Below are 23,562 nucleotides of genomic sequence, written 5' to 3'. Positions count from 1 at the left end.
CATGAATGCGTTAAAACTCAATCAGTCCCACGCTTACCTGCAATGCATCGTCCACTTTACGCATCGTCTCTTCGTCAAGGTGAGTAATTTTATCTGTCAGACGCTGCTTATCAATCGTGCGAATTTGCTCCAGCAAAATGACAGAATCTCTGTCAAAGCCGTGAGATTCCGCATCGATCTCAACATGTGTAGGCAGCTTAGCCTTTTGAATCTGAGCTGTAATCGCTGCTACGATGACCGTAGGACTGAAGCGATTCCCAATGTCATTCTGAATGATGAGCACCGGACGAATACCGCCCTGCTCGGAACCAACGACAGGTGATAGATCTGCGAAAAAAACATCGCCTCGTTTGACAATCAATAGTTACACCCCGCTAACTAAACGGTCAAGAGTGCTATCCGCTTCTTCCTCCGCTTGAAATGCCTCCGAAGCCATGTGTAAGTTGATTTTCGCCATTTCCATATATCCGCGCTGCATGGATTCCCTCAGGTGACGTTTCTTCCGTTCCACCAAATACAGCTTCATCGCCTGACGAATAAATTCGCTGCGATTCGAGTTTTCCTTTTCCACAATACCGTCTACTTCCTGCAGCAAATAGTCCGGTAAGCTGATCATGATTCGTTTAGTGTTCTGCGCATTGGACACCAAGCATGCACCCCCAAAAACATACAAACAGTATTACCATTATGGCGAATATACAGCAAAATTATACAAGATGAGTATATGCCAGAGGTATAGCAAATATGTTATACCTCTCTTGTTCCCACACCATAGAGTTCCAAGTCATAAGAATCCACAGAAGTATGTATTATACATATTCGCGGCCAAACCCGAAATTCCTCTACTGAGCTTCTATGAAAATGATTGGAAAATGTTCACATCGAGCTGCTATAACCGGGCGTTCCAGCCCTGACGCATCAACGGGTTCACCGTGGATACGACTTCTCCGTCACGGATATATACGCGCGGTACGCGGTGAGAAATCATGCAAGTAATCTCGTAATTGACCGTACCGAGCCAATCGGCATGCTCTTCCGCGGTAATCTTCTCTTCCCCTTGTCTGCCAAGGATAACAACCTCTTCGCCATTGTGGACATCGTCAATCCCCGTCACATTCATCATGCACTGGTCCATACAGATCCGTCCGACGATCGGCTTCCGTTCCCCTTTCACCAGCGCCTGCGCTTTGCCGGTCAGCATTCGGGAGAACCCGTCCGCATACCCGATCGGAAGCGTAGCAATCGTCTCCTCGCCTTGAGTCCGATAAATCGTCCCGTAGCTGATCCCCGAGTTGGCCGGAAGCGTTTTGACCATGACGACCCCCGTTTTGATGCTCATCACGGGCTCCAGCTCAATGACCTGATGGTTCACTTCATCCGATGGATACAAGCCGTACATGCTGATGCCAAGACGCACCATGTTATAGGTTAGTTCAGGAGAATCAATCGCTGCCGCGCTATTGCCGGCATGGACATAAGGAAACTCCGCACCCTTCTCCGCAAAGTAGGTTACAATCCTTTCAAAACGCCGGTATTGCTCCAGCGTATACGTTTTGTCCTCTTCATCGGCACAAGCGTAGTGAGTGAACAGCCCCTCGACATAAAGCCCCGGTATCGCAAGCGCCCGTTCGATGAACGAAATCGCTTCGGATTCCGTTGTAAGCCCTAACCGGTTCATGCCGGAATCGATCTTGACATGGATTTTCAGCGGCTTCTCTCTCAGCTGCAGCTGTTCAAATGCGTCCAGCAGCTCCTGGCTGTACATATTGACGGTAATATCGTACTCCCAAGCCATCTCCAAGCCTTCCGGAGGCGTATACCCCAATACCAGGATCGGTGCTGTAATCCCAGCCTGCCGAAGCTCCAAGCCTTCATCCAAAAAAGCCACCGCAATATATTCGACGCCGCACTTCAGCGCCTCCCGGCTGACCTCCACCGCTCCGTGCCCGTAAGCATCCGCTTTGACCACGGCCATCATCTTCACCTGGGCAGGCAGCACTCGACGAAACCCTAACAAATTGTGTCGCAATGCGTCCAAGGAAATCTCTACCCGTGTAGGCCGGTAAAACGAATCCATAAGTCCACCTTCTTCTGCGAAAATCAAGGGAAGCTCCCTTAAGCAGGGAACTTCCCCCTTGTCGTTTTCCATGTGTCATTCAATAAACCTATGGTAATCCGATCTACAACAGGTGTCAATGAACAAAATCTTGAACATCCACTTATCAGGAAATCGTTAGTTTTTGGTAAAAAGATTGCGCCAAAACGCCTTTTTCTCGCGTTTTTACCTAAAATATTGGAAGAAATGTACGCTTTATCTCCGGCCTTGTTGCCGCTTCAATCTGAATCTAGAGCAAAGGGTTGGAAGGTTCAGGATAGGCGACCATTAATTACTTGCCTTATGCTTACTTGCCCATCTCATCCTGGACGGCTTGAGCAACTTTAATCATCTCTGTCTGATGAAGATCCGCCGTCGACAGCCGGAATTCTACACCTTCATAGGTCCATGTCATCGTCTTCTTCTCGTCCCCGATAACAACAGCCAGGGTGAAGCCCAAATCAACAATGTTGCCCGGAAGCGAGGTTACGGTTTGCGTCTCAGGGCGGGACTCCACAAGCGTATAGTTGTACTTGCCGGAGTAGCGCAGCATCACCGCATCTTCATCGCCCAGCTTGATCATCTTGACATCCTGCTTCTTCACGCCGTTAGGCACATAATGCGGCTCGATAACGCCAAACGACAGACCTTGTTTGGATGTATCGCCTTTCGTTCCGGCTGCTGTTCCCGTAGTACCTGCTGCGGCACCCGTGGCCGCTCCGTTGGCTCCTGTACTGCTGGCAGCGCTGCTGGAACCGCTTGGCGGGTTGGTCGTCCCGTTCGTCGGATTAGCTGCACCTGTGCCATTAGCAGCCCCCTTGGTTGCCGTACCGCTAGCTGCACCAGACGTCGCTTTGTCTGCCGGTGCTGTGGTGCCAGCATTGCCGCTGCTAGACGTTCCGGCTATTGTTCCCTTCGCTGCGTCATTGGAAGCTCCGTTGGTGCCTGCGGCGGATCCAGCTTTAGCTCCAGTTGTGCCATTGGCAGCGCTGCCGCTGTTTGTGGATGTACCACTGCTGCTGGTCGCTCCGCTAGTAGCGCCTGCAGCTTTATCGGTGGCTGCTCCCTTGCTGTCCGCCTTGCCGTCTATCGTTCCGGCATCATGAGTGCCTGGCTGTCCGGATGTCGGTAAGGACATGATGTTCCAGCTTGTCATATTCCGCTGCATGTCGAAGGAATCCTTATCAAACTTCTTACCGAATTCAAATTGATTGAAATCCACAATCATCATCACATTGGCATTCGCGTCGGATACTTCCACGTGCTGCGGCGCGTAATTCTTTTTGTCCAGCCAAATCTTCTGCCGCGCAAGCGATCCGTTCTGGTAATTCGCCAAAACATCGAACACATACGCATTTTGATCCGTTGTAAAATGACGCTCATTGTCCATCAGAATGCTTTGAATAAGAGATTGGTACAAATAGACTTGTCCTTGATTTTCCGGCCAATCGCTCTGGAACCGGAAGCTCTTGTTCAAGTGAGGTGTCAGCACAAACACCCCGTCATCGTTACGCAGTACAATCTGAGTAATGTCCTTCTTGGCATTCGTCAGCGAGATCCGGTAGTAATGAGGGTTCTGGTACCATACTTCCACTTGATACTCCTGCGGCTCCTGCCCCGTGTGCAGCACCATCCGCCCGCTGCCTTGATAGCTCTGCAGCTTATTCATGACCGAATCCAAATCCTTCACCACTGATCCCGAATCCTTCTTGCCGCAGCCCGCCAAAACCAGGCTCAAGCTCAACACTAAGGCAATCACCCACGTGAATCGCCGCATCTTGAATCCCCTCCACCACACTAAGTTAATTTCAACTGATAACATGTCTATGTGGGGACTTGGACAATTATGCAGACAAGGTTGGGGGAGGAAATAAAAACTCCTATAACCGGTTGGTTATAGGAAATAATGGGATTCTTCCTCAAAGGAGCCATTTCGGAAAATATTTAGTCTAGAAGGATCGTTCTCCAATAAATCGTTCTTCATGAAGTGATTTATGAATGAACTGGCCGCTCATCAAACAACCTTCTATTGTGCTGACAGTACATCACAAGTCAGCTTAAGCATCTAATAAGAAGAAAAAAAAGGTAGATGAGATATTCTCTGAACAGACTACTCAAGAAATCCCTATCCGTTAGCTCCCAAACAATTTATTTCTCCTAATGAAAAGACAGACCCAAACATACTGATATCTCTGCTCCTAGATGCGGGTATGTGTTTTACGGTTCCAAAGTTACCTATCATTACATGGGTAGAAATGTTTCTAGGAAATTAGTAACGACGAATCATAATTTTGTTGAGGTCCTGAGACTATCATGAAGTACTTTATTTCCTTATCTTCAATAAAGTGATAGGATAAATGAAATAAGTTACTCTTTACATTAATAATGTGTTTCGGGTAAACTTTAAATTCCTTTGTTTTGTCAGTAAATGAGGCACTTATGCGGATATTTCTACCATATGCAGTAAGTAAATGTTAGTAAACCTAATGATGATATTTTTTATCACCTCAAATTACTAGAATCAATATTGTAATAGGGGGAAATTACCATTAACAAATAACGTTGGGAGGTCCGATAAATAATTTTAGATCCTGAATTTTCAGCGAACATTCATTTAATAGTAATCATTTCTTAATAATTTTCTGATAACATATATAAAACTGAAATGAACATTTGCATCAAGTGTAAGTTTAAGACAACAAATCTATGGACTTTTTTATATATGTTATATTTAAATCCGAAGTCGAAAAGAAAGGTAAATCAGTCAGCCATATTGAGGTTGACATAATACAGCTTGTTTTTTTGTTACTTTTGCAAATTGTTTTGGGCCATATCTATGAATAATACATTGGCTGTAGAAGGTCAGGTAGGGACCGATAGTGTACCATTGGGTTACACACCTTTCTTTGTTTGCATGGTTGCTTGACACTTCCATGATACCAAGCAAAGAGGGTGTTTTTCTGTAACAGCAAGAAAATATTTGCCGTGACTTTTAAGGTCGCAAGAAGTTTAGGTTAATTTGTAGTTGTAAAAGTTAGTTATCAATTAATGGATTCGGTTATAGAACTAGAATTGGATCAGCAGGAGGAATCAATGGTTAACTTAGCACAACTTGGTTTATGGGTATCGATACCGTTTTTAGGGTATCTGATTGAATTGTTTCTACAGAACAAAGTACAAAAGGAAACGAAAACAGACCTATCACATTTATTTTTGATGATGGTTTGTGGAATAGCCATATGGTCATTATTTCTTATTGGTTCTGTACTATTAGGAATTTACAATAGCGAAGTATTTGGATATCTAGGTTGGTTAATCTCATTAATAGGACTGTATTTTATTGGTAAAGGGTTACGGTCTAAGAAATTTAAATTAAACATTGATATATCGGAATCCATTTTCGTCATAGGCCTTTTAGTGCTGATTGTATTTAGCATTATTTATCCTAATGAGAACGTTTTAGGTGGAAGAGACCAAGGCGTCTACGCAAATACCGGAATCTATATAGCAAATCATGGTGGAATTGATCCTAATTATCCTCTGCTTAATGCTGAAGATTTTTATGACTTTTTTTTATCAGGACTTTACGTTACACCGGAACATATGACCATACAATTCTCTCACTTATATTCAACGTGGTTGGCACATGGTTACTCTACTTTTGGAATCGAAGGTCTTTTTAGAGTTAATACTCTATTTTTGTTTTTCTCGCTTATCATGCTTCGATACATTACACAAATATTTATGGAAAAACCATATGCGATTATGGCGACGTTGTTTTTGGGATTTAATTTGAGTCAACTATGGATTTCGAGGATGACTTTATCGGAAACACTTACTCAAGTCTTTGTCTTAGGAGCAGCCTTATCATTAATTATTTCGTTACAGAATAAGAACGGTGTGTTTGCATATTTAAGCGGGTTTCTTTGGGGAGTGACCTATTTAGTAAGAATCGATGTTTATCTTTTTTTCCCTATGCTAATATTTTCTCATATTATCTTTAATTTACTTAAAAAAGAAATTTCGCCATCAGAAAAAGCAGTGTGGAATAAATTGCATATTATTAATGCAGTTTTTATCTTACTTTCAGTTCCTTATTATTACTATTTTAGCAAGCCATATTTTTTAGGTTTATCTGATCAACTTTTAAAAATAGGTCTGCTATCAATTTTTTTACTGATTATTTTATTTATTATATCAAAACTGAAAATAAAAGTATCGAGTTCAAAATATTTATACTACGGTTTACTGTGCTTAAGTCTTATTGCGATCATATATGCTCATTTGATCAGGCCTCACATTGGCCCCTTTTCTACGTATGATTGGCCGGGATCGTTCTTAGATGGGACTCGAAATTACCGTGAAAACTCTATCATCAATATATGCTTGTATCTATCAATTCCTATTTTTTATGCGGCGGTCGGTGGCTTATTAGCTGCTTTATACCGTATTATGTTTAAAAAAGAGTGGGGCCTTATCCCACTGATCGTCCTTATCGGAGGGTTTTCTGCTTTATATTTATACGATCCTCAAATATCACCCGATCAGTATTGGGCTATACGAAGGTTCATTCCAATTATAATTCCAGGTATTACTTTTTTGGCTTTTTACGGGCTTTACAACTTCACGTCGCTTTTCTCTAACAATCGGCGAAAGTTTCTTCTCATCATAATTAGTTTAAGTTTGTTCATCTATGTGTTTCAACAAGACAAAGCACTAATATCAGTAAAAGAAAATAACAATTCCTGGAATCAGGTTGCAACCATAGCTAATAAGATACCAGATAACTCCATTGTCATTTCTAATGCTGATGATACTATTAACACTCCCCTATTCATGGCTTTTGATAAAAAAATAATTCAATTAAATCATCTAAGAGAATCTAGCTATAAAAAGTTGCTAAATGAAATAAACAAACAAAAAGATACGAATGTTTTTCTGCTAGACAACATCGGAGTTTTTGGTTATGGACGTGAGAAGGTAGAGGATTTTGATTTGCGTTTTAGTAATCTTGAGCAAGTGCCGAATAAGCTACCGAGTGAGATGGTTGAAAATCAGTATCATTTAGGATTATACAAATTAAGTAATTTAGATAAACAACAAAATTCTATATTAGGCGCTTACCCCGTAATAGGTGTAGAAGAATCCGGTTTCTATAACACAGAAGTTGATTCCTTAGGTGTTCCGTTTAGATGGACTAACGGGAAAGGTGTACTAGTAATCCCAGTGGAACCAGACTATCAATCGTCAAGTGTACAAATCTCCATCAACAATATAGGGCCACAACCTCAGGATATTAAGATTACAGCAAATAGTCAAAATCTATTTTCAGGTATAATCAACGGTCCTACTGAGAAAATACTATCTCTTCATGATATAAAGTCATCTGATAATAAAATCGTGCTCGAAATTCAAAGTAACGTATGGAATCCGGCACAAGTGATCGAGGGGACAAATGACACTAGAGATTTAGGAGTAGCAGTTAAAATGGTTCGTATCATCGATAGCTCTATCACACCCAATTTTGCCCTTAATAATGTCAAAACGAATATTCAACTTGAGGATTCTAATAATTTGTCTATAAATCCAGTTGATTCAAAAAGTATTTCTATTAATTTGGCTAATAATGGTGCCCATTTTCTTCCTAGTTTCAGCTATTTAGGGACTAATATTCATTCTGTAAATATTGGTCAAATATGGTTTGATAAAAATGACATGAGTCACAGGCTATCAGAGGGCCGAGTACATTTGCCATCTTCACTTTTTCCGAATGACAATATACAAACTAAAATTGAGCTTTCTCCTATAGGCTATGACGGTAAACCGCTCCCACCTGGAGATTATGAAGTATGGATCGGATTAGTTCAAGAAGGTGTAGGATGGTTTTATGATTTTGGTGAGATGCCTATAAAAATAAATGTTCATATAAATAGTTGATCGTTTTATGACGATAAACATATAATTCACAAAATCAAGGGGATTTTTATGAGGATTACTTTGATAGGCCCATCCTATCCGTATCGTGGAGGAATATCACACTATAATACTTTATTATATAGAGCTTTGTTGAAAAATAGCCATCAAGTTCAATTTATTGGGTTTAGAAGACAATACCCTAAGTTTTTGTATCCTGGAAAAAGTGACGAAGAGAAGGAGAATATTGGTCTTTATGAGCCCAATATTCTTCGAATCTTAGACTCTATCAACCCTTTAACTTGGTTTCAAGCTGTGAAACACATAAGTCAGTACCAACCAGAACTTATCATTGTCCCTTGGTGGGTGACTTTCTTCGCTCCATTGTATATTGTACTTTGTACATTAACTAGAAGGAAAACGAATGCTAGGATTATGTTCTTATGTCACAACGTTATCGAACATGAGACGAGCCGGATCAAACAATGGATTACTAGTAAAACACTGAAACTTGGTGATCTGTTCTTGGTCCATTCCTCAGAAGATCGATACAATTTAAAAAAAATTATCCCTGGTGCGATAGTTAAAAAGGCTCTTATGCCATCATTTAATGAAATAAATCCCAAGCAAGTATCCAAGGATAGTTCGCAGCATTTATTAGGCCTGCGCAATAAAAAGGTACTTTTATTCTTTGGATTTGTAAGACCCTATAAAGGATTAGTGTATTTATTAAGAAGCATGGTGCCTTTAGTCAAAAAATTTTCTGATATTCATTTACTCATTGTCGGGGAATTCATGAAAGGTTCTAAGGAGGAATACCTTAAAGTTATCTCTGAATACTCACTTCATAATTATGTAACAATTATAGATCATTATGTTCCAACTGAACAAATTCATCAATATTTCTGCGCCGCGGATATAGCTGTTCTTCCTTATACTACCGCAACACAAAGTGCTGTTGTTCAACTTGCATACAGCTACAATAAACCAGTTCTTGTGACAGATGTAGGTGGTCTTCCTGAGGTTGTACTGAATGGGGAAACTGGCTACACTGTACCAAGCAAAAGTAGTGATTCCATTTATGAATCTATAGTTGATTTTTATGAAAATTCGCGAGAAAGAGCTATGTCAGAAAATATAGAATATTTCAAAACTAAATTTAGTTGGGACGAATTATGCCATCAAATTTTGCAAGACGTGAACACCAAGAAGGGACAACAAAATGATAAATAAAAAAGTACTCTTCTCTGTTATCATTACGATCATAGTATTAGTACTTTGTATAAAATTAATAAATATAGATGACATTATGATAGCCTTTAGAAAAATTAGTATATCCACTATATTAATTGGCATCATAATTTATGTGGTTCAATTCATTTTGAGAGCCTATAGACTATCGTTAGTACTCGAAAACTTAAATACTTTGAGATTAATGCCATTTATGATGATATATCAATTTTTACTCAGAATTCTTCCATTTAAAAGCGGCGAAATTTCTTATGTTGTCTTACTTAAGAAACACTATAAGGTTGCAACCTCTGTGGGAACTTCTACACTATTTCTGATGAGATTGTTGGATGCCCTTTCTATAGTATACTTATTGGTTTTTACTCAGTATTACAAAAAACATCTGTACTTTTCCTTGTTTTTTTTCTTAATATTTATTATTTCATCATCTTATATCATCTTACTTTTTCTCCGAACCAAAAAAAACGATAATGTATATATACTTCGTTTAATTAAAAAATATTTGGGGGATATACCCAGAATTACTCTGAATAAAATTGTTGTACTACAGATCATTTCACTTTTAATCTATGTCAACCTTTATTTTTTTGCTTACTTCGTTAGTAACGATCTCGTTCAAATCTCGATGAGTAATATTATTTACGTCGTTAACTATGCATTTATTGGCAATTATATTCCCATTAATGGAATTAATGTAGGTACTCAAGAAATTGGATGGATGGTTGGTTTAAGTAGATTAGGATACTCATCAGAACAATCAGCTTTGGTAACTGCAGTTCAAAATATTGTATCTTTGCTGATATTAACTATTTTATTTATCTTTGGATGGTTAAGTATCGTATTAAAAAAAGAGAAAGTGGAGTGATTAAAATGAAATTAATTATACAAATTCCTTGCCTAAATGAAGAAGATACATTAGCTATAACAATTAATGATCTTCCTAAATCGATAAATGGAATCGATGAAATTGAATTATTGATTATTGATGATGGAAGTACTGATAGGACCATTGAAGTTGCAAAAAAAATGGGAGTCAATCATATTGTAAAGTTTCCGCGTAACCGTGGATTAGCAGAAGCTTTTAAAGCCGGTATGGATGCTTGTTTAAGACTTGGCGCCGATATTATTGTTAATACGGATGCAGACAATCAATACAAAGGAAGCGATATCCCAAAATTAATTAAACCTATTTTGGAGAAGAAGTCTGAAGTCGTCATAGGCGATCGAAAAACAGATACAATCGCTCATTTTTCTCCAGTTAAAAAGTTTTTCCAAAAATTCGGAAGTAAGGTTGTACGAATCGTATCTCAAACCGATGTACCAGATACAACTAGCGGGTTCAGGGCTTACTCACGCGATGCCGCGCTTCGGATTAATGTAGTCTCAGAATTCACATATACTCTAGAAACTATTATTCAGGCAGGTCATAAGAAGATTGCTGTAGGCCATGTTGAAATCGGGACCAACGGAAAATTAAGAGAGTCAAGGTTATTTAAAAATATATTCAACTACATGAAACGTTCTGCGTTAACTATCATTCGTATATATACGATGTATCGTCCTATGAAAGTGTTTATTACAAGCGGTCTCATTCTATTTATTTTGGGGCTTGGTGTTGGCATCAGATTTCTATTTTTTTATCTCCAAGGTTATGGCAACGGGCACATACAGTCCCTTATTTTAGCTTCAGCCATGATCACAATAGGTTTTCAATTAGGAGTGCTTGGTCTTGTTGCTGATTTAATCTCGAATAATAGAAAATTACTAGAGGAAACTTTATACCGTGTTAGAAGAATAGAGATTCAAGAGGGAAAACAACCCAATGATGAATACCAACAAGCAGTCAAAGCTAAGATAAATAAACAAATCTCATAAAATTTCTCATCGTGATCAGAAGTTAATAATATTCTCGACAGTTAATCAATAACGTGACTGGAAGTTGCGGAAATCAGCAAATGTGGTTCCGCTTTGCTTGTTATTCGTCAATTTGATAAGTACTCTTCTTCAAATGATCAAAAGCGAAATGTTTACTATTCACTTTAAGATGCTAGTAACCTAAACTAATACAAAGTAAACAAAGGAGTTTCAAAATGAAAGTCGCTATAATAGGAACAGGTTTTGTTGGACTGACGACAGGTTGCTGCCTTTCTGAATTAGGCCATATCGTTACATGTATCGATAAGGATAATAGTAAAATTGAACGACTTCAAAATGGAGATATTCCTTTCTATGAGCCTGGATTAGAAGATCTTCTAAAGAAAAACATGCGTGCAAATAAACTATTTTTTACTAAAGAAATTACAGAGTCTGTTAGTAATGCTGAAATTATTTTCATTGCTGTAGGGACACCAATGTCTGAGACAGGAGAAGCGGATTTAAAATATGTCTATGCCGCAGTTAGCGAAATTGCTCCATATCTAAAAAATAATGCAATAATTGTAGTCAAAAGTACTGTTCCTGTAGGAACTTGTGATGAAATAGATTCAATCATCAGATCTAATAGAGGGGCAGATTTCAACTATAGTGTTGTTTCCAACCCAGAATTTTTAAGAGAAGGTTCCTCCGTAAATGATATTATGAATCCTGATAGAATTATTATTGGATCAAAAGATCAGCATGGCCTGAATACTATTAAAAATCTATATAATAATTTCAATTGTCCGATAATCGAAACTGATCTCAAAACTTCGGAAATGATCAAATATGCTTCGAATGCATTTCTCGCTACCAAGATTTCCTTTATAAATGCACTATCAGTCTTATGTGAAAAATTAGATGCTGATATTACGATGGTTTCTAGGGGTATGGGACTTGATAAGCGAATTGGCCCCCATTTTCTGAATGCTGGAGTTGGATATGGTGGTTCATGCTTTCCCAAAGATGTGAAAGCATTAATTGCAGCGGCGAGAGTAGAAGGCTATGAGTTCAGTCTTTTAAGAGAAGTTGAAGAAATAAATACTTCTCAAAGGAAAATACTTGTCCATAAGATATTGAGACATTTGCAGGGCAAAACGGGGAGTGTTGGAATTCTAGGGCTTGCGTTCAAACCAAATACGGATGATATGAGAGAAGCGCCTTCGATTTCAGTAATTCGTCAGTTACAAGAAAACGGTATTCAGATCAAGGCATATGATCCTATTGTTATGGAAGCAGCTTATGAATATGTTTCTGATATTACTTTGTATGATGATGTATACAAGGCCATAAAAGATGTTGATGCAATAGTATTAATGACAGAATGGCCGCAATTCTTAGAGCTTGACTGGGGCAGGATAGCTGAACTGGTCAATAAAAAAGTGGTCATAGATGCTAGAAATGTATTAAATCCTATGGTCTTGAAAAGTAGTGGTTTTGTATATGAGGGAATTGGTCGAAGTTAATCTAGATATGTGGCTCTTTAGCTATAGATACGGGAATTGGTTCAGTTGCGAGCAATGCGTGGCTCTGCTGTTGGCCAATTCCTTTCTCATTCCAAGGAAAAATTCTTTGTACCTGCTAGAACTTACGCCGTTCCAATGATATTCTTCTTGGGAGCCAGTGCCCTGGGCTTTTCTCTTTGCAGCTTGGAACAGGCAATTTACGCCCTTAAAATAGAGCATTCTTAAGCTTGGATTTATAACGCTGAAACGCATTGTAATGCTTCTGTAGCATTTTGCGACATCATACATTGAAGCTAGGTGACAACGTCGAATCCAGTTAGTGGTAGATTCTTGCAGGTAGCCTTCGGGAAGTTCTATTCCACTCCTTTTATAAAAACCAGGACATGTCCATAAGACCTCTGTCACATTTTTTTGCTTACATCAGCGTCTTCAAATTGCTTCTTGTACTTCACCCAGGTATTGTAGTCCCTTCCCTTAGTTATAAGGATCACATTCTTCTGCTCGGGATCTTTGTTATGACCCCGTTTGGCTGCTGTTCCACTGAGGGTGCTTTTAGCCACGTAAAATAAAACTTTCGCCGCGATGGCGTTTTCATGTAGCAGGATTCTACGATCTTGTACCATGTTCACGCACCTAAGCAGCTGACGACATTATCGGCATTCTTTGATCAACTGAATAATGTATGCATTGAAATAAAGGGTAAATAGTGCAGATGCTTATCAGGCGCTCAAGGTACATTCCCCACATCATCCGATCGCAATCACGACAATCCGTCCTTGGAAATTCAGCATGAATATATATCGCGAGTGGTTGCCTTCATGCGATCGGCAATATTGGGTTCCGTAATTTTAACAGGTAAAGAAAGCCCCTTTGTTGATTAAACATACACTCCTGTTTCGCTTCTACTGCAAACATCCCTACGTCTACTTGTCTTTTATTTTCTAATATTGACAGGTATTTAATCGCTAACAATTAGGGAGCGATCTTATTAATAGTTCTCTTAAACTCTGTGATAAATTACAAATCTCTATTAATTAGCATTAGCTGCATGATGGAGATCTTTTAACAATGATTCCAGATAAATATAAAGATCATTCTTTAGATCGGTTCTAGCAAGTGCAAATTCGATAGATGTTTTTATAAAACCTAATTTCTCACCAACGTCATATCGCTTTCCCTCAAATTGGTATGCGAAAACATTTTCCATAGTGGTCAGCTTTGATATAGCATCAGTAAGTTGAATTTCATTTCCAGTCCCTACTTCTTGATTTTCAAGGATATCAAATATAGCAGGGGTTAGTATGTACCTCCCCAGGACAGCCATATTTGAAGGTGCTTTATCTATTGCAGGCTTTTCAATTAAATGTTTTATCTGGAACAAACGATTTTTTATTAAACTAGCATCAATTATTCCGTATCTTGAAACTTCATTAGTTGGAACTGGTTGAACCCCGACAACCGAGGCATTATAATTTTCAAAAATATTCATCATCTGCAAAAGACACGGTGTAGAGGCCTGTACGATATCATCACCTAACAAAATCGCAAACGGCTCGTTTCCAATAAATTTTCTTGCGCACCAAACAGCATGTCCGAGGCCTTTTGGTTCTTTTTGTCTAATATAGTGAATGTCCGCCATTTGAGAAGATTTCTGAACCTCACTTAGTAGTTCCAATTTCCCCTTAGCCCTAAGATTCTCTTCAAGTTCAAAATAGTTATCGAAATGATCCTCAATGGATCTTTTTCCTTTTCCTGTTACTATAATAATATCTTCAATACCTGACATCACTGCTTCTTCAACTATATATTGAATTGTAGGTTTATCAACTATAGGTAGCATTTCTTTAGGCATTGCTTTAGTTGCTGGTAAAAATCGTGTTCCCAGACCGGCAGCAGGAATAATTGCCTTTTTTATTTTCATTTAGTTAATCCTCCATAAACAATTATTGTTGTGTAATACTGATAGAATCAATCCATAGACCTAGTTTTCTTGTGTCCCCATTAATTCCCAACTCTTTAGGGGTCTTAACATCATGTAGTATAAATTTAATACTAAATAATTCATCGGATATTATTTCTTTCGGTATGATAATATTTGATTCATAACCCTGATAATTTATCGCTACGTCTTCAACTAGATAACCATTTATAAAAACTGAAACATCCTGTTTATTATGTTGCTGCGTAGACAAATATCTTAAGTTGGTTAATTTTAAAACTAAATTGCTCTTTGGCTTTTCTACCTTTGCAAATAATTCACCAGTTTCAGCTTCAATCCATGCTCCATCCTTATCAATAGTACCCCAACCCGCCCCTAAATACTTCAAAAAATTTTGATTTTCTCCAAATTTTATAATATCTCCATAATTATACATTGGATAATTGATTTTATTTTGTAATGCATACTCTTTATTTTTAGAATTTAATATTTTAGAATAACCATCCGGCAATAATACATTATAACCATCTAATTTAAAATAGATATCATCTTTTTGAGTCATTATATGATTTACAACTGTATTAGATTGTGATTCGTTAACTATATAAACTGTCTGCTTATCCCATTTCCCACTATTAAATTCATATAATAGGTTTTTTTTATAGCTCTCTCTCTTTTCGATATTATCTCTAGCTACATATGCTATATTTATAGACATGTGATTTTTCGCAGCAAACATCGCAAAAGATAGATATGAGTTATCATATTTCCCCTCTGCGGGAATAAATACAACATGTTTATACTGTTGGCCAATTTCACTCCAAACTTCAGATTTTAATAAACTCTCCCATCGTATTTCTTTTGTAAATGATTGATGATACTCGGTATATTTACCAGATAGATCAATAAATTGAATTACCAATGCAACTATAAGTAATAAAGGAAGGTAGTTAAACTTTACTTTTTTTATAACAATAAATAAAGAAAAGAAAATAATACAGTAGTAAACAGGCCAAAAAAATCTTCCTGATACTCTTATGATACTAAATACTTTTGCAATAATTCCAGGTAAATGAATGCTGAATAATGTGAATTGATCGAAAGTAGCAACGTTACTTATAGCAAATATAGTGCAAACAATACATATTACAAAAACAGGAATAAACCTTTTCCATGCTTTTATTATCACTATATTTTTCAATAAAATTACAATGGATAGCAACACCAGTCCTAGCACACCAAGACCTAAATAATTGAAACCTTCATATTGTCCATTCGTTGCATTTGGTCTATTCGCTATAAATCCGTTGGACCACCCTTGAGGATTGACTATCGAATTAATATTCATTGAATAGTAACCTAGTTCACCTAGTGCACCAATACTACCAATGTAGAAATAGCCTATTGACCATAAAATTATCAATACTACAGCCATAGAGCCAACAAAATATATAAATCCCATTCTCCATGTATAAACTTTACAGACAAGAAGAAGAAATAGTTTTACAACATAAATGAGGTATACCATAAAAAACAAATATGGATGGACTAATAAACTGATTGTTAAAAGAAGTAGCCATAATCGTTGTTTGAATATTTCATGTAGTGCCACGTATAAAGCGGCTAATATAATCCAATGCCCCGCTAAGGCTTCATGACCACCAGTTCTTATTAACATGATAGGGCTTAAGATAAAAAACATAGAACCTATAATTTGTAGTGAAAGACTTGGCGTAATCCGGCTTATCAATAAATAGCCAAAAACGCCTTGCAAAATAAAACATAATAATATCCACCAACCAAGATATTGAAATGGCTCTGGCAAAATAAAGTTTATTAATTTAAATAAAAACCCCAATAAAGGTATTGAATCCATATAAGTGATCGTTGTTCCTACTGGTGTATTTAATGATTCAATAACCCCAAACGGTAAATGCCAATTTTCTTTTTCGAAAAAGTACCATCCCAAAAAATGCTGTGAAGAGTCCCCACCTTTTGCTATTAACCAGTCTATATACTTAGGATTTAATATTTTTGTCCCCAGAATAGTCACAGCGAATAACAGGCCTAATATTCCACTAATCCATACTCCTAATATAGTTTTATTTGGTTGTATTGATTGTTTTTGCTGTTTTTCCAGAACAAAGAAGGCGAAAATTAAAGCACATACTACACTAAGTGAGAGTAACTGATATTTTAGTAGTAAACCAAAAATTATAACACTAAAGACCATACCAATAAGAATTCCATTTTTGTTTATTTTCATGAATTCAACTGCCCTTCAAATTCTTCGTTACAAAAAAAATTTTGATCAAGAAATAGTGTTCATGCTACACTTCCAACCATACTACCATATAAGCAAAAATAGAATGCACCAGAACTAACAATCTACTGCACACCTTTCTCTTCATTAAATCAATCTTATTATCATTCTTTTAAAGATCTAAAATGATTTTTTTATTCCAAATCAATATGGTGTTGTTTGCAATTTGATGAACTTCATCCGGCTTCCCAAATGTATTTTCGGCTACGGACAAATTCACTCCGTCATTGTTAGTATCGCTAGGAAATAAGACAAACTGTCCACCCTTTATATAAGAATATTTATTGGCATACATTAAATAGGGCTTTATCTTATTATCTTTGACCATAACCGGACTTACTCTTACTTGTTCTTTAGTTGATATAGTTAGAGATGATGCATACCAGTACGGGGCATATCCATTGACTAATCCTTTAGAAATAAGAAAGCTTTCTAACTCTGTGTTGCTGTTGTATTTAAAGTTCAACGGTGATACGAACGAAACTAGCAATAGAACCATAACCATATAATATAACAATTTGTTACGTATATAATAATCAATACTTAGATACCTCGATACTAAGATAGCACTAAACACAAAGAAGGGGAATAAATATCGCGTCGTTCCTAAATCGAAAGACTGATTGCTGAAAATGTACTCAGCTAGATTGATTAAACATGCAATTACAAGAAACTGAGATAAATCTTCAAGTTTAGTAAAGTTTATACAAGCTTTAATAAAAACAATTAATATACTTATGAAAAGTAGAAAATGAAATAGAATAATAAGTGTTTCAAAAGAAAACACTTCTTTTCCAAAAAAATTAGCATTATACATTTCCAGTAAACCTTGAATCGTGATTATAAAGGTTTTCCCTAAATCTGAGAACGAAACAAAATTTACTTTAGATGTTTCAATTTGTGTAAATCCCCCTGAAAGTTCGAAAATTTTTAATGTAAACTTCGATAATATAACTGGAGTCAACGTGGCAGCTAACCACTTTACATACTCTCTTTTATTTGACTTAATTAACAATAAAGCAGCAGTTATCAGCATTGGAAGAACGAAATAATAAATAACAAATGGGTCACCAAATGATGCCAAATAAAGAAATAGACCATATAACCAAATGCTGTTTTTCTTAAATAGAAACCATAGCGATATAAGAACAAGCATCATTGAACCCGTATGGATGCCTGGGATTAGAGACATCCGAGCCAAGAATACGCATGGAATTGAAACGAAACCTAGTACAATAAACCGAGCGTAAGACTTTTCTTTCCCTAGTAAAAAAATCATGATTACTACAGTCGTATACATTATCGCGGTTACGATATAACCAAGTTTATAATGAAATCCTGTTATTAACATAGGAATGAGATAGAAAATTACGTCTGAGGTATAAAACGGCTCAGGACCAACCTGCCAACCACTTAATAAAACATTACCATGATATATTTCAGCCGCCATATTTATCACATTTGCACTATCGGAATTTATTGGGAATTTCATTGCTAAGCCATAATGAACACTGAAGAGAATCATTATTGCGATTATTGTTAAAATACCTCTGGGTACTTTTTTTGAAAATTTTTCACTAAACCCCAAATTTCGACACCAACCCTACTTTTTTTAATAACTTACATTTTTTATTGACCTAGCAATGAAATATCTGATGTTTTAGTTGCCTTCTAACTAATACTATAATGAGTTTTTTTAATAAATTTACAGTTTGCTTTACTTTAATTAATCTTTTTATAGGTCCAATACTTATTCAATAAAAAATTGGATGGTGTAACAAAAAAAACAACAATTATTTGTGAAGCAACATACCAAATCCGAAAGATATCATTACAAATAAAAAATATGAATGTATTTATACATAAGCCCACAATACATACAACAGAGTATTTCCAAAACAAATTAATATTTACGTTCTTTTTAGTACTATTGTCTTTAAAAGTCCAGACAGAGTTAAAGATAAATGAAACTAGAACTGCCAAAATAAAACCTGCGGCAGATGCGAAAGTAGTCTGTATACGTAGTTTTTCAACTAAAAGGGCGAGAAGTCCCACATGACAACAAGTTGATACAATCCCTACCAATCCAAACCTAAATAACTGATGGAAATTTTGCTTTATCCATTTGACCATTATCTTTTCTCTCCATCGGTGTAAACCCTATTTTTTCCCTTGTCAAGTACAGTGGTCTATTTTTGGTTTCATTATAAATTCTCCCAATATATTCTCCAATAATACCTAGGGTCATCAATTGAACTCCACCCAGAAAAAGAATTGTTACTATCAGTGATGGATAGCCGGGTACAGGGTTACCATATAAAAGTGTGTTTGTGAACATATAAATAGCATATAGAAATGAAAAAAAAGAAACGCCAATCCCGATATAGGTAGCTATTTGTAATGGTACGAATGTAAATGAAGTTATTCCTTCGATAGCAAAATTAAATAATTTCAAAAAATTAAAACTACTTTTTCCGGAGTACCTGGGTTCTCTTAAATACGGTACACTCGTTTGTTTAAAACCTACCCAACTAAATAAACCTTTCATAAAACGATGGTGCTCTCTCAATTCTTTTAATGCATCTACAACAGGTCTTGTCATCAGACGAAAATCCCCTGTATCCGCAGGAATATCAATCGGTGTCATTTTCTTTATTAATCGATAAAACATATGAGCTGTTGCTTTCTTCATAACCGTTTCCCCTTCACGTTTTAAACGTGTGGCGTAAACGACATCGTAACCTTCTTTCCATTTTTCAATTAATGCAGCTATCAGTTCTGGGGGATCCTGTAAATCCGCATCAATTGGTATTACTAGGTCTCCAGTACATAGATCTAACCCTGCAGACATAGCAATTTCTTTACCAAAGTTTCTAGACAAATCAATTAATTTTACTCTAGGATCTTTAAAATTTAAATTTTTAAGTCTTAATAATGTATCATCTCTGCTACCATCATTAATACAGACAATTTCATATGGATAGCCGATTTGGTCCAATACTTTCTTCATTCTCTCATAGAATATGTCTACATTAGAGCCCTCATTATACATTGGAACGATAATAGAAATGAGAGGTGTTTGCATAATGCTTCACTTCCCTTTGATAGTTTTTTTAAAACAGTGTAACTTAATAACGCCTAAAAAATATTAAGCACTAATCTAAACTTTATTTTTACCTTCTATATTTAAAATAGATTCTATAACTTCTGAAACGTTCTTAATGTAAAAACTATTGCTATCCAACCCTAAATTATCGAGAGAGTATGCCGTTTCATCACATATTTTATTAAAAAAACTATCTTTAGATTTTAGGGTTTTTATATTCTTTAAAACATTGATAATACTTTTAGCTATTTTTTGTGGATTAAGTTCAGTTTCCGAGTACTGCAATATTTGTTTAGTATAATTTATATATAACTCTTCATTATCAAGCAATCGTTCCAAATGAAACCTAATATTAGAAACCTCATTTTCATCCAAAGGTATCTTAATAACACACTCATTTGGTAACTCTCGGAACCAACCTATATCAGAAACTAAAGATATCTTTCCAAGTAACAAAGCACGAATTAGACTTGCTGAGGTTTCACCCATGTAGGGGTATCTCAAATTAACTACAATATCGGATAAGGCTATTAGCTCGTCAAATTCTTCAATAGTTGTAAATCCAGTGAAGATAACCTTATCTTGTAATTTATACTTTTTTACAAGGTCCTTAACATAATCCCCTTCACCTACTAATAAGTATTTATAATTGTTGTTTTTAAGCTTGGAAAGGGCCTCTATTACTTGATGAATTCTTTTTGATGGAGAGACATAGCCAAATGAAGCTATAACTTTATCTTTCTCAGACAGGTTATACTTCCTCATTAATTCTTGTCTTCTATGATAGCTAACGTCTATATTGTCTGGATTTGGACCAATTTGGGGTATAACATGACAACTTGCATTTGGATTAATTCTAATTACTTCTTGTCTTGCATATTCCGAATGGACAATTACTCCCTGTGCATGATCAATTAGTCTTTTATTTAGAGGAAACTTTTCCGGAAATTTATACTGTAAAGGAGGCAGGCTTCCACGCAAAATCTTTAACCCTTCTACATATCCTGGATCTCCATGATTCATTTTCATTTCATCCAAATAGAGATCCGAATTATGAAGTAAATCTAAATAATAGCCTGTAATTAAGTAATATAAAACATACTCATGTAAAATTACGACTCCATTATATTTTAGAAAAACATCATAAATATGAGAATGATAGTATGGGTTATTACCAATGTTATATACAATTTCATCATATTTATTTAAATGAGTTAAATACTCTGGATGATTTACATAATCATAAATTTTATATTTGTTTTTTATTTTATCGTTTGACAAGTTGAAGCCTTCTACCCATAAATCAACTTCAGCATAGGAGCTTAAAGCTTCTATTAAATACTCGGAGTAGTCAGAAATTCCGCTTTTTTGGGGTGGAAATGGACTAAAGTAAGCTATTCTCATTTCAATAACCTCTCAATAACATGATCCCAATTAATTTTCAAGCTTTTCATAAGATCATAACCATTCTGCCCGAACTCCTTAGCTTTTTCTTTATTTAAATAAAGAAAATCTACTTTCTCTGCAATCATTTCAGGGTTGTTTTCTAATACGTACCCGTTGATATCATCTTTTACAAACTCTAAGGGGCCTCCAGAATCCTTCTGGGTTATAACCGGTTTTCTGGAATAGAATCCTTCAAGAGTAACATATCCATAATCTTCTTCAAATGGACCATTGTAAACCACACAGGCATTAGAATAATATTGGATTTTTTCCTCTTCTGATATCCTTCCCAACAGCTTAACTTTTGAATGCAAATTATTTTTTTCAATTATTTTTTTTAGCATATTGGTGTATTCCTCTTCACCCGTTCCTGCCAGCAATAACTTAACATTGGATTTAGTATACTTCATTGCTTCTATTATTAAGTGCTGTCTCTTAATCTCATTTAATCTACTAGGGTAAAAAACATAGTCACCAAAAGAATCACATTTTAATTTTTCATAATCTGTAGGGGGATGATAGAGTGGAGTCGCATCAATATCATTAAATTTCAATAATCGGTTTGCTACAGTTTTAGAATTAGCAAAAACATGTCTACTTTCCCTTAAAAAAGTATTATCTGCATTTCTAATAATATCTCTAACCTCAAGCCCATTCTCCATCTTCTCTAGATCACCAAATTCTGTTCCCCATAGCTCATATGCTTGTCTATGTTGGTGTAACACCCAAGAAACTTTATTTGGATGCTTTACACAATACATTGGAAATTTGAGCGCTATTAGACGGTCAATAACTTTTCCATTCACTTCTGTTAAATCCAAAAGACGTACTGCCATAATGGAATCTACAATCGCTTTGGCAGGATACCATTTAAAGGGAATAGTAGTGATGTCTGCTTCGTATCCTCTTTTTTGTAATTCAATCTTTAAATTCTCGGCATGATATTCTGCTCCGCCGCGTATAAAAGGAACTTGTACACTAGCTATTGCAATCTTCAAGACACCATTCCTCCTGAAACTCGTTCAATAAAATCCGAAAATTTCCGTTCTAAAATGTCATTTGTAAATCTGGTATAATAATTTTCTTGACCTTTTTCAATAATATAGTTTGAAACATCCTTATTAGTTGCCACTTCATGAATTGCGCTTGCTATCATATCTTCATCAAAGGTCGCAAAAAGCATTTGTTCCTTGCCAAGAGTTTCACCAATTGCAGTACTTTGGCAAGCCACAACAGGTAGCTTATGGTACTGACATTCTATAAGAGGGACACAAAAACCTTCATGCTCACTTAAACAAAGAAATAAATCGGACCCCAAGATGTATGACTTCAGTGTTTCAATGGGAATTTTCTGAGTAAAGATTACGTTGTCTTGAAGCCCCCATTGATGTATATAGTTTTGTATTTCCTCATTGTATTTTGAAATCTCGTTGTCAAAACCTCCAACTATCCAAAAAATAAAATTGTCACCGAATAATTCTTTGTACGCTTTTGCTACTTGACAAATTCTTTTGTGCCCTTTATTAGTAGCTACCCTACCAATAAATAATACATTTATAATTGAATTCTTAATAAGCGAGTTCAATAATTCTGTATTGACTTCCACTTGATCCATATGTTCGATTTTATGAAAAGGTGCAACCACTTCTGTTAATGACGATTTAACTCCAAGTTCAAGTACCTCTGAGTTATTATAGTTAGAATCTGATAACCAAAAAAAACGAGACTCATTAGACAAGCGTTTAGTTTGCAATCTACCTGCATTTGTAGTTTCAAAATACCTCTTGCTATAGCCTTTGAAAAAATGAGGTGGTGTAATATTGTGATATCTAATAATTACCTTACAATTAACCTCATGTAATATCTTTTCCCCTAATTCCCAATATATACTGTGATGATAAATAACAATGTTACTCTTAATCTTAATTTTCTTTTTTAACTCGTTCAGATCAATGGTTTGATATTTAATATCAGCATAGTTATTCTCACAAAAAACGAAAACATTAATATTTTTCTTTTTGCAAACGTCATACATACCTTGAATATCATGACCAATTGCATCGCCATCGAGAAAAGTCTGATGCATCAATATAATCTCCACAGAAACAA

The 23,562-nt window shown here is 36.1% G+C and carries 18 protein-coding genes; 5 read left to right on the top strand and 13 right to left on the bottom strand.

Annotated elements, in window-relative coordinates; all coding sequences use genetic code 11:
- Positions 1-10: 10 nt before the first annotated feature.
- From B1728_RS28710 to B1728_RS28695, 4 genes are all read right to left on the bottom strand, one after another.
- The gene (locus B1728_RS28710; protein WP_028553083.1) at positions 11-361 is read right to left on the bottom strand and encodes a type II toxin-antitoxin system PemK/MazF family toxin; all 351 of its coding nucleotides are present in this window, start codon (positions 359-361) and stop codon (positions 11-13) included.
- 3 nt (positions 362-364) lie between these two features.
- The gene (locus B1728_RS28705; protein WP_079913984.1) at positions 365-646 is read right to left on the bottom strand and encodes a CopG family ribbon-helix-helix protein; all 282 of its coding nucleotides are present in this window, start codon (positions 644-646) and stop codon (positions 365-367) included.
- A 243-nt stretch (positions 647-889) separates the two neighbouring features.
- Positions 890-2,077, bottom strand: a complete 1,188-nt coding sequence (alr, locus tag B1728_RS28700; RefSeq protein WP_079913863.1) for an alanine racemase — start codon at positions 2,075-2,077, stop codon at positions 890-892.
- A gap of 325 nt (positions 2,078-2,402) precedes the next feature.
- Complete coding sequence (locus B1728_RS28695) at positions 2,403-3,872, bottom strand: LolA family protein (protein ID WP_079913862.1); 1,470 nt, start codon at positions 3,870-3,872, stop codon at positions 2,403-2,405.
- A gap of 1,316 nt (positions 3,873-5,188) precedes the next feature.
- On the opposite strand from B1728_RS28695, the gene B1728_RS28690 reads away from it, so the two are divergent.
- The 5 genes from B1728_RS28690 to B1728_RS28670 all read left to right on the top strand — a co-directional run bounded on the left by B1728_RS28690 (position 5,189) and on the right by B1728_RS28670 (position 12,639).
- Positions 5,189-8,032: a hypothetical protein gene (locus B1728_RS28690; RefSeq protein WP_079913861.1), complete on the top strand. Its 2,844-nt coding sequence runs from the start codon at positions 5,189-5,191 to the stop codon at positions 8,030-8,032.
- Positions 8,033-8,080: 48 nt separating this feature from the next.
- Positions 8,081-9,241: a glycosyltransferase gene (locus B1728_RS28685; protein ID WP_079913860.1), complete on the top strand. Its 1,161-nt coding sequence runs from the start codon at positions 8,081-8,083 to the stop codon at positions 9,239-9,241.
- Positions 9,231-10,124 carry a lysylphosphatidylglycerol synthase domain-containing protein gene (locus B1728_RS28680; protein ID WP_079913859.1) on the top strand — a complete coding sequence of 298 codons (894 nt, stop codon included), beginning with the start codon at positions 9,231-9,233 and terminating at the stop codon, positions 10,122-10,124. The genes B1728_RS28685 and B1728_RS28680 overlap by 11 nt, the downstream gene beginning before the upstream one ends.
- 5 nt (positions 10,125-10,129) lie before the next feature.
- Positions 10,130-11,134: a glycosyltransferase family 2 protein gene (locus tag B1728_RS28675; protein ID WP_079913983.1), complete on the top strand. Its 1,005-nt coding sequence runs from the start codon at positions 10,130-10,132 to the stop codon at positions 11,132-11,134.
- Positions 11,135-11,349: 215 nt separating this feature from the next.
- Complete coding sequence (locus tag B1728_RS28670; protein WP_079913858.1) at positions 11,350-12,639, top strand: UDP-glucose dehydrogenase family protein; 1,290 nt, start codon at positions 11,350-11,352, stop codon at positions 12,637-12,639.
- 401 nt (positions 12,640-13,040) lie between these two features.
- Here B1728_RS28670 and B1728_RS28665 read toward each other — a convergent pair whose 3' ends face one another.
- The 9 genes from B1728_RS28665 to B1728_RS28625 form a co-directional block, all read right to left on the bottom strand.
- Positions 13,041-13,262, bottom strand: coding sequence for a hypothetical protein (locus tag B1728_RS28665; protein WP_079913857.1), 222 nt, complete (start codon positions 13,260-13,262; stop codon positions 13,041-13,043).
- A gap of 407 nt (positions 13,263-13,669) precedes the next feature.
- Positions 13,670-14,560: a UTP--glucose-1-phosphate uridylyltransferase GalU gene (gene galU / locus B1728_RS28660; protein WP_079913856.1), complete on the bottom strand. Its 891-nt coding sequence runs from the start codon at positions 14,558-14,560 to the stop codon at positions 13,670-13,672.
- A gap of 22 nt (positions 14,561-14,582) precedes the next feature.
- Complete coding sequence (locus B1728_RS28655; RefSeq protein WP_079913855.1) at positions 14,583-16,844, bottom strand: DUF6311 domain-containing protein; 2,262 nt, start codon at positions 16,842-16,844, stop codon at positions 14,583-14,585.
- A 169-nt stretch (positions 16,845-17,013) separates the two neighbouring features.
- On the bottom strand, positions 17,014-18,489 hold the full coding sequence (locus tag B1728_RS28650; RefSeq protein WP_079913854.1) for a hypothetical protein: 1,476 nt from the start codon (positions 18,487-18,489) through the stop codon (positions 17,014-17,016).
- A gap of 134 nt (positions 18,490-18,623) precedes the next feature.
- Positions 18,624-19,034, bottom strand: coding sequence for a GtrA family protein (locus B1728_RS37385; RefSeq protein ID WP_079913853.1), 411 nt, complete (start codon positions 19,032-19,034; stop codon positions 18,624-18,626).
- Positions 18,994-19,986 carry a glycosyltransferase family 2 protein gene (locus tag B1728_RS28640; protein ID WP_079913852.1) on the bottom strand — a complete coding sequence of 331 codons (993 nt, stop codon included), beginning with the start codon at positions 19,984-19,986 and terminating at the stop codon, positions 18,994-18,996. The genes B1728_RS37385 and B1728_RS28640 overlap by 41 nt, the downstream gene beginning before the upstream one ends.
- 75 nt (positions 19,987-20,061) lie before the next feature.
- Positions 20,062-21,411 carry a glycosyltransferase family 4 protein gene (locus B1728_RS28635; protein ID WP_079913851.1) on the bottom strand — a complete coding sequence of 450 codons (1,350 nt, stop codon included), beginning with the start codon at positions 21,409-21,411 and terminating at the stop codon, positions 20,062-20,064.
- Complete coding sequence (locus tag B1728_RS28630; protein WP_079913850.1) at positions 21,408-22,451, bottom strand: glycosyltransferase family 4 protein; 1,044 nt, start codon at positions 22,449-22,451, stop codon at positions 21,408-21,410. Before B1728_RS28630 ends, B1728_RS28635 begins: the two co-directional genes overlap by 4 nt.
- On the bottom strand, positions 22,448-23,554 hold the full coding sequence (locus B1728_RS28625) for a glycosyltransferase (protein ID WP_144028042.1): 1,107 nt from the start codon (positions 23,552-23,554) through the stop codon (positions 22,448-22,450). Before B1728_RS28625 ends, B1728_RS28630 begins: the two co-directional genes overlap by 4 nt.
- Positions 23,555-23,562: the final 8 nt, after the last annotated feature.

The organism is Paenibacillus sp. 32352 (genome assembly GCF_002042965.1).
Taxonomy (GTDB): domain Bacteria; phylum Bacillota; class Bacilli; order Paenibacillales; family NBRC-103111; genus Paenibacillus_S; species Paenibacillus_S vulneris.
The sequence above is the reverse complement of the archived record's forward strand: the minus strand, read 5'-3'. Positions and strand labels throughout refer to the sequence as shown.